Here is a 592-nt window from a genome sequence, read left to right on the forward strand (position 1 = left end):
CCAGGACCGCGGCCAGCTGCGGCCCGGCGGTGGGGCCGGGGTGGGAGATGCGCCACACCGCCCCGCTCGCCCGGTGCCCCCAGAAGGGCGCGGCGTCGGCGCACCGCGCGCCAGAGCGCGGCGGACGCCTCCTCCTCGATCACGGTGCAGCCGCCGAACGGCGCGAGCACCGCCGCCAGCATCTCGCGCCGTGCCCCGCACCGAGGCGAACCCCCTCCAGCCGAAAGGCGGCGGTGCCGGCGGCGATGCCCGGCAGCCGGGCGGCGACCGCCTCCGGCAGATAGGCCGCGCCCGACACCTCGCACGACGAGCCCATGGCGGCGCTCATGGCCTCGGCCGCCCGCGCTGGCGTGAGGCCGCCGACCAGCAGGCTCGCCTCCACGGGCGGCCGCGGCAGCACCTTGAGGGTGATCTCGGTGAGCACGGCAAGCGTGCCGAACGAGCCGCACAGGAGCCGCGGCAGGTCGTAGCCGGTGACGTTCTTCACCACCCGCCCGCCGACTTGAATGGCTCGGCGCGCCCGACACCGCCCGCGCCGCCGAGCGCGTGGTCGCGGACCGCGCCGGTGGCTGATGCGGCGCGGGCCGGCATC

Annotated in this window: 2 protein-coding genes; both read right to left on the bottom strand. The window is 78.0% G+C overall.

Going from position 1 to position 592, the window contains the following annotated elements; genetic code table 11:
• Nucleotides 1-182: hypothetical protein (locus AC2W7M_RS27065; RefSeq protein WP_486136326.1), on the bottom strand; the 182-nt coding region annotated here is incomplete at its 3' end.
• Nucleotides 140-490, bottom strand: coding sequence for a hypothetical protein (locus AC2W7M_RS27070; RefSeq protein WP_486136328.1), 351 nt, complete (start codon nt 488-490; stop codon nt 140-142). The genes AC2W7M_RS27065 and AC2W7M_RS27070, both read right to left, overlap by 43 nt.
• Nucleotides 491-592 lie beyond the last annotated feature (102 nt).

The sequence above is a fragment of the Xanthobacter sp. BG11Y11_SDJG genome (assembly GCF_057364445.1).